Origin of the sequence: Mesorhizobium captivum (genome assembly GCF_033977165.1) — a bacterium.
In the GTDB taxonomy this organism is placed as follows: Bacteria; Pseudomonadota; Alphaproteobacteria; order Rhizobiales; family Rhizobiaceae; genus Mesorhizobium; species Mesorhizobium captivum.
Genome location: NZ_JAVIJB010000048.1, coordinates 36,375 through 46,088 on the forward strand (window position 1 = coordinate 36,375; position 9,714 = coordinate 46,088).

At 63.4% G+C, this 9,714-nt stretch carries 10 protein-coding genes and 1 pseudogene; 7 read left to right on the plus strand and 4 right to left on the minus strand.

The window, feature by feature from the left end; genetic code table 11:
- The first annotated feature begins 17 nt into the window (after positions 1-17).
- The 4 genes and pseudogenes from RFM40_RS28720 (at position 18) to RFM40_RS28735 (ending at position 3,287) form a co-directional block, all read left to right on the plus strand.
- A pseudogene (locus tag RFM40_RS28720) lies at positions 18-1,216 on the plus strand (amidohydrolase family protein).
- A gap of 171 nt (positions 1,217-1,387) precedes the next feature.
- Positions 1,388-1,558 carry a DUF2934 domain-containing protein gene (locus tag RFM40_RS28725; RefSeq protein WP_320223176.1) on the plus strand — a complete coding sequence of 57 codons (171 nt, stop codon included), beginning with the start codon at positions 1,388-1,390 and terminating at the stop codon, positions 1,556-1,558.
- A gap of 82 nt (positions 1,559-1,640) precedes the next feature.
- Positions 1,641-2,948, plus strand: coding sequence for a mechanosensitive ion channel family protein (locus RFM40_RS28730; RefSeq protein WP_320228693.1), 1,308 nt, complete (start codon positions 1,641-1,643; stop codon positions 2,946-2,948).
- A 141-nt stretch (positions 2,949-3,089) separates the two neighbouring features.
- Positions 3,090-3,287 (plus strand): DUF1127 domain-containing protein, encoded by a 198-nt coding sequence (locus RFM40_RS28735; RefSeq protein ID WP_320228683.1) that lies wholly within the window; start codon positions 3,090-3,092, stop codon positions 3,285-3,287.
- Between the two features lie 144 nt (positions 3,288-3,431).
- Here RFM40_RS28735 and RFM40_RS28740 read toward each other — a convergent pair whose 3' ends face one another.
- Both RFM40_RS28740 and RFM40_RS28745 read right to left on the minus strand, forming a co-directional pair.
- A complete protein-coding gene (locus RFM40_RS28740) occupies positions 3,432-3,746 on the minus strand; it encodes a GYD domain-containing protein (RefSeq protein ID WP_320228684.1) in 315 nt (104 codons plus the stop codon).
- A 245-nt stretch (positions 3,747-3,991) separates the two neighbouring features.
- Positions 3,992-4,732, minus strand: a complete 741-nt coding sequence (locus RFM40_RS28745) for a sulfotransferase family protein (protein ID WP_320276517.1) — start codon at positions 4,730-4,732, stop codon at positions 3,992-3,994.
- 343 nt (positions 4,733-5,075) lie between these two features.
- On the opposite strand from RFM40_RS28745, the gene RFM40_RS28750 reads away from it, so the two are divergent.
- On the plus strand, positions 5,076-6,239 hold the full coding sequence (locus RFM40_RS28750) for an aminotransferase-like domain-containing protein (RefSeq protein ID WP_320278693.1): 1,164 nt from the start codon (positions 5,076-5,078) through the stop codon (positions 6,237-6,239).
- A 268-nt stretch (positions 6,240-6,507) separates the two neighbouring features.
- Here the strand turns inward: RFM40_RS28750 and RFM40_RS28755 are convergent, their stop codons facing one another.
- Entirely contained in the window at positions 6,508-7,044 is a 537-nt protein-coding gene (locus RFM40_RS28755) for a hypothetical protein (protein ID WP_320278691.1), read from the minus strand.
- On the opposite strand from RFM40_RS28755, the gene RFM40_RS28760 reads away from it, so the two are divergent.
- Together RFM40_RS28760 and RFM40_RS28765 are read left to right on the plus strand one after the other, a co-directional pair.
- Positions 7,043-7,897, plus strand: coding sequence for a hypothetical protein (locus RFM40_RS28760; protein WP_320278692.1), 855 nt, complete (start codon positions 7,043-7,045; stop codon positions 7,895-7,897). The genes RFM40_RS28755 and RFM40_RS28760 overlap by 2 nt on opposite strands.
- Positions 7,898-8,079: 182 nt before the next feature.
- Positions 8,080-8,625, plus strand: coding sequence for a YbhB/YbcL family Raf kinase inhibitor-like protein (locus RFM40_RS28765; protein ID WP_320228687.1), 546 nt, complete (start codon positions 8,080-8,082; stop codon positions 8,623-8,625).
- Between the two features lie 33 nt (positions 8,626-8,658).
- On the opposite strand, the gene yghU is transcribed toward RFM40_RS28765, so the two are convergent.
- Positions 8,659-9,528 carry a glutathione-dependent disulfide-bond oxidoreductase gene (yghU, locus tag RFM40_RS28770; RefSeq protein WP_320228688.1) on the minus strand — a complete coding sequence of 290 codons (870 nt, stop codon included), beginning with the start codon at positions 9,526-9,528 and terminating at the stop codon, positions 8,659-8,661.
- Positions 9,529-9,714 lie beyond the last annotated feature (186 nt).

Genomic DNA, 9,714 nt, shown 5'->3' on the forward strand with positions numbered 1-9,714 from the left:
CACTTTCAACGGATTGCATCTTGCGCCAAACCCATTTCCTCAACGCCAGGCTCGCCGACGGCTCGCTGGCCGACCTGACCGTCACCGACGGCCGCTTCAGCGCCATCGCGCCCGCCGCCAATGCCGCCGCTCCGCCGGCCGGCGCCGTCGACCTCGCCGGCCAGCTCGTGCTGCCGGCCTTCGTCGAGGGCCACATCCATCTCGACACCTCCTTCTATGGCGATGCCTGGCGTCCGCACATTCCCTGCACCGACGGTTTTGACGTGCGCGAGCGCGTCGCCTTCCAGATGCGGAGCCTTGAGCAGGCCGCGCCGATGGATGAGCGCGCGAAGAACCAGCTCGAGCTTTGCGTCTGCCATGGCAGTCTCGCCATGCGCAGCCATGTCATGGTCGATGCCGCTGTCGGGCTGAAGCATGTCGAGACGATCCTCGGCGTGCGTGAGAAATATCGCGAGCTGATCGACATCCAGCTCGTCGCCTTCCCGCAGAGCGGCATTCTGTCTTCCCCGGGCACGGCGGAGCTCCTGGACGAGGCCCTGAAACTCGGCTGCGATCTGATCGGCGGGCTCGACCCGGCGAGCTTCGACCGCGATGTGAACGGCCATCTCGACGTTGTCTTCGGCCTTGCCGAAAGGCGCGGCGTCGGGGTCGACATCCATCTGCATGACGCCGGTACGCTCGGCCTGTTCGAGATCGAGGAGATATGCGCCCGGACCGCGGCGCTGAGCATGCAAGGCAAGGTCGCCGTCAGCCACGCCTATGCGCTGGGCGACATTTCCGTCGACGCTCTGGCCAGGGCCGGCGAGATGCTCGCAGCCTCCGGCGTTGCCATCATGACCAATGCGCCCGGCAACCATCCTTTCCCGCCGGCGGCGGCGCTCCGCAGGGCGGGCGTCACGGTCTTGCCGGCTCCGACAATATCCGCGATTCCTGGTGGCCCTATGGCGATGGCGACATGCTGAACCGCGCCAACATGATCGGCTACCGTTCCGGCTTCTACGAGGATCGGGAACTGGAAGCGGCCTGTGACGTGGTGAGCCATGCCGGCGCCAAGGCGCTGGGCCTGGAAGGCTATGGCATTGCGGTCGGCGCCAAGGCCGATTTCGTCGCGCTGAAGGCCGAGCATGTGCCGGAAGCGGTGGTGGCGGTGCCGAGGGAGCGCACGGTCTTTCGCCGAGGCATGCTGATCGCGAGGGACAGCAGGATGACGAGCTGACGGCATCGCCGCGGTCCGGCCTGCGCCCGATCTATCGAGCCGCAGATTGCCAAGGGTGGCGAAATGGTTGGGTGAGGGGGCCTGAGAAAATCGGCCGCCGCCAGGCCTTCGCATGGATCGTTTCGCTGGCGCCAACGTTCCTTCCGGTGAAACAGAGACCGGGAGGTTTTCATGGCTGACCAAACAAGGGAAGAACGCATCCGCCAGCGTGCCTATGAGCTTTGGGAAAAAGAAGGAAAGCCCGAGGGCGCCGACTTGCGCTTTTGGGAACAGGCGATGGGCGAGATCGACGAAGAGGATCAACGGAAGAATTCGTCGGACAAACGCGCCGCCGGCGCATAGTCGCCCGAGCGCGTGAACGCGCGGCTTTGAATAGGCCCCGCAACGGCGGGTTTATTAGCCCGTCAATGATGGTCGTGTGGCAATGGATGTTCGCGACGCCATCAGCCGAGCGCTGGCCTGGTCCAGCGAATGGTTCAACTACGCCACCTCGCTGTGGCTCTTCTACCAACTCGCCATTGTCCTCACGCTGTTCCTCGCGGCCAGGTTTGCCGGGCGGCGCGTCGAGCTGCTGATCGAGGACCGGGCACGCGAGATCAAGGGGCATCCCGGACTGCTGAGGGTCGTGATCGCCCTGCTGCGACGCACCGACTGGATCCTCTTCACGCTTTTCCTGCTTGCCGCGCTCAACGTCATGCGCCCTTTCGTGTGGCCGAGCCACCTCTACCTCATCCATGTCACCCTTTCGCTGTCGCTCGCGTGGCTTGTCGCGTCGGTGCTGTCGCGCATCGTTCACAACCGCCTCGTCGCCCGCCTTCTCGGCTGGCTGATCTGGATCTACGCAGCGCTTGTCATCCTGGGCGTTAGTGATGAGACCGCGACGTTGCTGGACAGCCTCGCAATCCCCATGGGCGCGATCCGCCTTTCGGCCCTGCTGCTGCTCAAGGCGCTGCTGCTGCTGGTCGCCACGGTCTGGCTTGCCGTGGTCATCGGCAATTATGTCGATGAGCGCGTCCGCATCTCCGAGGAGCTGACGCCCTCGATCCGCGTCCTCATCGGCAAGGTGGCAAAGATCGGACTGGTCCTGGTTGCCGGCGTTGTCGCTCTTTCGGCCGTCGGCGTCGACCTGACGGCGCTGACGGTTTTCTCCGGCGCGATCGGTGTCGGTCTCGCCTTCGGGCTGCAGAAGGTCGTATCGAACTTCGTCTCCGGCATGATCATCCTGCTCGACAAGTCGATCAAGCCGGGCGACACCATCTCGCTCGAAGGCACATTCGGCTGGATACGGGAATTGCGGGCGCGCTTCGTCTCGGTGGTGACGCGCGACGGCCGCGAATATCTGATCCCGAACGAAGACTTCATAACCCAAAGGGTTATCAATTGGTCGTTCAGCGACAACCTCGTGCGGCTCGACGTGGATTTCGGCGTCTCCTACGACGCCGATCCGCATAAGGTCAGCGAACTGGCGATCGAGGCCGCGATCAGCGTCGGGCGGGTCGAAGCCGATCGGCGGCCGGTCTGCTGGCTGACGGGGTTCGGCGACTCCTCGCTCAACTTCGTCCTGCGCTTCTGGATCCACGATCCGCAGCAGGGCCTGACCAATGTGCGTGGCAAGGTGCTGCTGGCGCTGTGGGATACGTTCAAAAAGAACGGCATAGGCATTCCCTATCCACACCGCGAAATCATCGTGAGGGACGGGGCCGGGCAGAAAGGCAATTGGGCGGCCCGCTGAACGGCGGTGGAGCGCGACCATGCGCCTCCGTCGTTTAAATTAATTTGCACACAAATGTTTCAGGGCGCTCCGGCTTCGTGAAGCATTTCACCGTTCGCGCGCAATCGGCTGGTTACAGACGCACCGCAAAAGCGGCGCCCGATGAGCGGGCAGATTTTGTGCCGCTGCTTTGTGGAGGTCCCGATGTTCAAAAGCCTTAATCGCATCCGCGCCGCCTTTGCTCGGGCAAGCAAGCGCCGCAGGACGATGCGCGAGCTGAACGAACTGCCGCCGGAGATCCGCAAGGACATCGGCTGGCGGCAGACCGCTCATGACGATGAGATTCGGTTGCCGTTTTAAGCAATTCCAGGAAAGCTACGCTGCGGTTTCCGTCCGGAATTGAGTAACCTAAGCGCGTCGCTCGAATCCGTTTCTACGGCCACGCGCTTTAGCTGGACGCCAGGCAGCACCGGCACGCTTGTCCGTGCTGCCTGGCCAAGACGGTCAGCCGGCGGGCTTGTAGACGCCGGCAGCCTTTTTGGCGGCCGCGAGCACTGCCTTCATGTCGAGTTCTTCGAGGACGACCATGTCGCGCACCGAACCGCTTGCCCGCACGGCAAGCGCCATGCCCATCCCGGCGGTCTGGTCCGGCACTTCGCCATTGACGACGACGTCATACTTGCCGCGCGTGAACATCAGGCTGCTCATCTTGCCGCCGACGCTTTCAAAAAGCGCCTTGATTGCAGCTTCCCGGTCCGATCCCTGCATAAGCCCCTTGGCGGCCTGGGGTTCGTAATTCGCTAATATGGTAACCTTCATGGCTGTCTCCTCCAATATCACGTCTCGGGCTGCCCAATGATGTGAGCAGCGCGGACTTTCCTGGTTTTCCCTGACATTTGACCTGGTCCGTGGACCACCTGGGCAAACATGGCCAATGGCGGTTCAGCCGGAGCATGCTTCGGCTTGCGATAACATGCGCCTATTCTAATATATCGGCAATTCCGCCAATCGACGGAACCCCGGGCCGCGTCGCCGGCCCTACCGACCGCTGGGGATGGCTATAGCTACCCCAGCCACCACCAGAGCCCGCCGACCGCCAGTGCGATCGCCAGTGCCACGCCGGCCAGCATCACATAGGAGCCGACGATCATATCGCGGATGATCTTCTTGATGCTGGCGCGGTCGTTGAGGTTGGGGAAGGGCTCGTTCGGAAGCGGAACGCCGAGGAAATCGCAAAGCGGGCCCCAACCGTCGGTCACCTTGAAGACCAGCAGCCTTTCCGGCGACACCGACGCCTTCACCTCGTCGATATAGGCATTGTAGCGCGCCACCGCCTTGTTGCGGTCGTCCATGACGCCTTTCAGCGTGCGGCCCCAGACCAGCTTGCGCGACATGTCGCCGAACTTGCGGCCGAACGGCGTCAGCCATTCGAGCACCTTGAACTGCCAGACATTCTCGGTGAAGTAGATCGTGTCGATGGTGCTGTCATACCAGGCTTCAGCGCCGCGTGGATGCAGCGTCAAAAGCACCTTGGCATGGGGGTAGGCGGCCATCAGCTCGCGCCACACGCAGCAGCCCGGATTGTCGACCGTCGCCTTGTAGTTGGCGAACACACGGTTCCAGTCGTGCTGGCTCCCCGGCGGACTGTTCGCCACCTTGCGCCAGAAGTCGAGATGGCCCTTGTTGGCCTTGTTTATGATGACTTCCTGCATGTGGTAGCTCGGAAAGCCCAGCCTGTTCAGCGCGGCGAAAGTGGACCACGTGCCGGTGCGGCCGAAGCCGGCCCCGATAAGTTCGAGTGTCATTGCCCCCATCCCTTCGGCCGGCCCCAACCCTTCGCCCGGATTGATTTTCTTCTTGGCGGACCGGCCTCGGCTTGTATGCTGCCCCGATGTCGCCTCCCGGGCAACATTTTCTATTAGCACTGCCGAAAATATGTGGGCCAGCGCTTGGTGCCCAAAAGTGTGCGGCGATTTTGACATGCGTGAACAACAATGTCGCCTGGACGATGGGCTACGACCGTTTGGGCTATTCACGTCGGGCATGGAGGCTGATAATAGGTCAGCCTGATTGACCTAAACTACGAAAACGCCCCGCGGGAGGTGCGCCTTGACCCTATTGAACCTTCTGGCCTCGCGCTCGTCGCGCATGAAGGCCTCGGAAATCCGCGAGCTGTTGAAGCTGCTCGACCAGCCCGACATCATCTCCTTTGCCGGCGGCATTCCGGATCCCTCGCTGTTTCCGGCTGAAGCCATCGGCGACGCTTACCAGGCCGTGCTCGGCGGCGCGGAGGCGGGGACCGCGCTGCAGTACCAGGTCAGCGAGGGTTTTCTGCCGTTGCGCAAATGGCTGGCCGGCTACATGGGCAAGCTCGGCGTCCAATGCGACGAGGCAAACATCTTCATCTCCTCCGGCTCGCAGCAGGCGCTCGATTATCTCGGCAAGCTATTCCTGTCGCCCGGCGACACCGCCCTGGTCACCTGGCCGACCTATCTCGGCGCGTTGCAGGCCTTCAATGCCTACGAGCCGCGTTATGACCGGCTGAACACGGCCGGCGGCAACATGACGCCGGAGGCTTACCGCGCGGCCGCCGCGAATGGCGGCAAGGTGAAATTCGCCTATCTGGTGCCGGACTTCGCCAACCCGACCGGCAACACGCTCGATGCCGCGCAGCGCAGGGCGGTGCTCGACCTCGCCGGCGAGCTCGACATCGCCGTCATCGAGGACGCCGCCTACCGCGCGCTGCGCTATGACGGCGAGGCGGTGCCGCCGATCCTGGCGCTGGACTGCGCGCGCTCCGGCAGCATCGACAACGCCCGCACGCTCTATTGCGGTTCCTTCTCCAAGATCCTCTCGCCCGGCATGCGCGTCGGCTGGGTCTGCGCGCCGCGCCATGTGGTGGAAAAGCTGGTGCTGATGAAGCAGGCGTCCGACCTGCATAGCCCTTCGATCAACCAGATGGTCATGCACCGCGTCGCCGAGGCCATTTTCGATGGCCAGGTGGACAGGCTGATCGGCGCCTACCGCAAGCGGCGTGACGCGCTGCTCGGCGCGCTCGAGGCCGAGATGCCCGACGGCATTTCGTGGAGCCGGCCGAATGGCGGCATGTTCGTCTGGCTGACGCTGCCGGAAGGCGCGGATGCCACCGAACTCCTGGCGCGTTCGGTGAAGGAGGCGCGTGTCGCCTTCGTGCCCGGCAACGCGTTCTACGCCGACGGCACCGGCCGCAACACGCTGCGCATGTCCTTCACGCTGGCCAACGACCGCGCGGTGAATGAGGGCGTGCCAAGGCTGGCGAGGTTGTTGAGGTAGCTAATCTCCCCCTCAAGGGGATCACCAGCCGGCTATCACCTCCTGCTCGCACATCCGTGATTGGTGGTGCACAGGCGTGATTATCAGCGCGCCCGTTCTTCGGCCAGGGTTCCGGCCGATCCAACACCCCCTGGATCGACCGGCCGCGAAGTCCCACCCTCACGGCCTCGAACGAAAGAGCCCCGTCGGCCTCCACCGGCGGGGCTTTTTCATTGACGTTTCCCGCGTCGGGGAAACCGACGGCGCGAAGCGAACAGGTCAACCGGCGCTATTTGTTGCAGTTCTGCATGTCGGAAGTCATGGCGCCGCTTGGAGTGTTGTTGTCGGTGTCGTAGCCGCCGCTGTCTTTGCAGCGATCCTCCATGCCGTTCGACTGTGACTGCGTCGTGGAACTGGTCGTGGTGGAGTCCGTCGGATTTGGCGTGGTGCCTGTCACCGTTCCGCTACCGGTCGTGCCGCCGGACATGTCGCCGCTCGTGCCGCCAGACACGCCACCGGAAACGCCGCCCGACGCACTCGCGCCAGTCGACTGCGCCATCGCGGCCGAGGTGGCAAGCGCGACGGATAGCACGGAAGCTGCAAAAATTTTCTTCATCATTGGAAGCCTCCAAACTGTTTCATCGTTGATTGCCTCAGATTTCCAACGGAGGATTGCGGTGGGATGTTCCGGCTGAAAGAATTCGTGAAGATCCGCATCGCCGCGCTTTTTCAAGGCATGGCGGGCAGATCGCGCGGCGGCCGGCACTTGTAGGGGAGGACCGGCAAGGTCAAATGCTTCGGGCCAATTTGCGAAAGAGGATCGCATGAATGCATCGCCCCGCGTGACGCTGCTGCTCGGCAGTGCGCCTGACGTCATGCGCTGCTCCGCGTGGCCGAAGGATGCCTTCGCTAGCATCGTTGCCATCAACAATGCCTGGCGCGTGCGCCCCGATTGGGACATCCTTGTCCATGCTGGCGATTTTCCACCCGAGCGAATGCCGCAGCCTGATCCGATGCGGCAAATCTTCAGCGCCGCCCATTATGTGCCGGCGCAGAACAGTTTTGGCGGTTTCGTCTATGCCGGCGCCACCATGTCGCTGACGGCGGCCTACTGGAGCATCCACAATCAGAGGCCCGACGCGCTAGCCTTCCTCGGCTGCGACATGATCTACGACGATGCCGGCGACACCCATTTCTACGGCACCGGCCGCGCCGATCCGCTGCGCGACGACGTCACGCTGCAAAGCCTCGAGGCGAAGTCCGCGCGGCTGCTGATCCATGCGCTCAGGCGCGGCACGCTCTGCGTCAACCTGTCGGACCTGCCGCGCAGTCGGCTGGTTTTCCCAAAATTCTCCTTCGAGGCGGTGCGGGAGCTGTCGCCGTCGCTTCTTGCCGCAATGCAGTCAGAATTGCGCGCCGGCATCGACCTCGATGCGGTGGAGGTAGCCGATGCGATGGAGCGCGAGTTCGGCTATTTCTACGAGGACGGTATATTGGAACCATCTCGACCAGATCGATGGGGCCAAGCTCGCCCGCATCGACAGGCTGTGGATTGCGGCTGTCGCGGATCTGGTGGCGCCGCCGCTGGAGGAATGCAACGCGGCGGAGTAGGGGCGCCAATCTCTCCCCCCTTGAGGGGAAATGTCGCCGAAGGCGACAGAAGGGGTCGCCGCGCGTGAAGCGCCCGCGCCTTCCTCGACGAGAGAGGTCGTCGGCGATCTACGTGAGACGATCCCTCTGGCCGCTTCGCGGCGATCTCCCCCTCGAGTGGGAGATTAGCGCCAACCGTCACACAAAGTTGCTCGGTTCCGGCCCGCCTTTCGGATAGACTTATGGCAATCCAAGCAGAAGGAGTGGAGCCATGACTTCACGCTTTGGCCTTGCCGCACTTGCCTTCGCTGCCTTCGCCACCCAGGCATCCGCCTTCGAGATATCCAGCCCGTCGGTCTCCAACGGCAAATGGGACGCGAAATATCTCGGCGACAAGGCCGGCTGCGGCGGCAAGAGCGTCTCCATCGCGCTTGCCTGGAAGGACCCGCCGGCCGGTACCAAAAGCTACGCGCTCACCATGTTCGATCCCGATGCCAATGGCGGCAAGGGGTTCTGGCATTGGCTGGCCTGGAACATCCCGGCAAGCGCCAAGGGCCTCGCCGAAGGCGCAGGCTCCAAAAGCGGCAAACGCATGCCCAAGGGTGCGGTGTCCGGCGAGGGCGGCGTCGGCCGCGCCGGCTATTTCGGTCCGTGCCCGCCGCCCGGCAGCGGCACGCACCACTATGTCTTCACGCTCTACGCGCTGGGTGAGGCCAAGCTGCGCACGCCGGAAAATCCGTCGCCGGAGATGGTGTCGGTGGCTGCCAAGAGCCAGGCGCTGGGCGAGGCGACGGTGACGTATACCTATGGGAGGTAGCTGATCTTCCCGCTCGAGGGGGAGATCAGCAGATCACTCCGCCGCTTGCAGCTTGTCCTGCGTCTTCGTCTCGAAATCCCTGGCGTCGTGGCGTTCGTGTAGCTGGTAGGCCGGATCGCCGGAGATGCGGTTGACCATGCGGCCGCGTTTGACAGCCGGCCTCGCGTCGATCGCGTCGGCCCAGCGCTGCACATGCTTGTACTCCTGCACGGAGAGGAACTGCGCGGCGTCGTTGTAGCTGCGGCCCTTGGCGAGCCCGCCATACCAGGGCCACACCGCCATGTCGGCGATGGTGTAGTCCGGCCCTGCGAGATATTCGCTTTCCGCGAGTCGCCGGTCCAGCACGTGCATCTGCCGCTTGGTCTCCATGGCGAAGCGGTCGATGGCGTATTCGATCTTCTCCGGCGCATAGGCGTAGAAATGGCCGAAGCCGCCGCCGAGATAGGGCGCCGAGCCCATCTGCCAGAACAGCCACGAGAAGGTTTCCGCCCGCGCCGCAAGCTCCGTCGGCAGGAACTCGCCGAATTTTTCCGCCAGATAAGTCAGGATCGAGCCGGATTCGAATACGCGCACCGGCTTCGGCTCGCTGCGGTCCATCAGCGCCGGGATCTTGGAGTTCGGATTGACCTCGACGAAGCCTGAGCCGAACTGGTCGCCGTCATTGATGCGGATCAGCCAGGCGTCGTATTCGGCGCCCTTGTGGCCGCGCGCCAAAAGCTCCTCCAGCATGATCGTCACCTTCTGGCCGTTGGGCGTGGCCAGCGAATAGAGCTGCAGCGGATGCTTGCCGACAGGCAATTCCTTCTCATGCGTCGGCCCGGCGATCGGCCGGTTGATGGAGGCGAAGGCGCCGCCATTCGGCTTGTTCCATGTCCAGACTTTCGGCGGGGTGTATTGGTTCATCGGGGTGGCCTTCCTGCGGGGCGGATTCGGGTTGGTTGCGTTAGACTTAGGTACGGTTCCACGTCCGTCAAAGAAAAAGTTCAACTTTCGTTGAACTAATGACTGGGCCAGTGCCTTTGCCTTCTCCCCTTGTGGGCTAGTGTGCGCACACATTTGCTTCGGGTTCATATTTGGGAGGCCAGAACG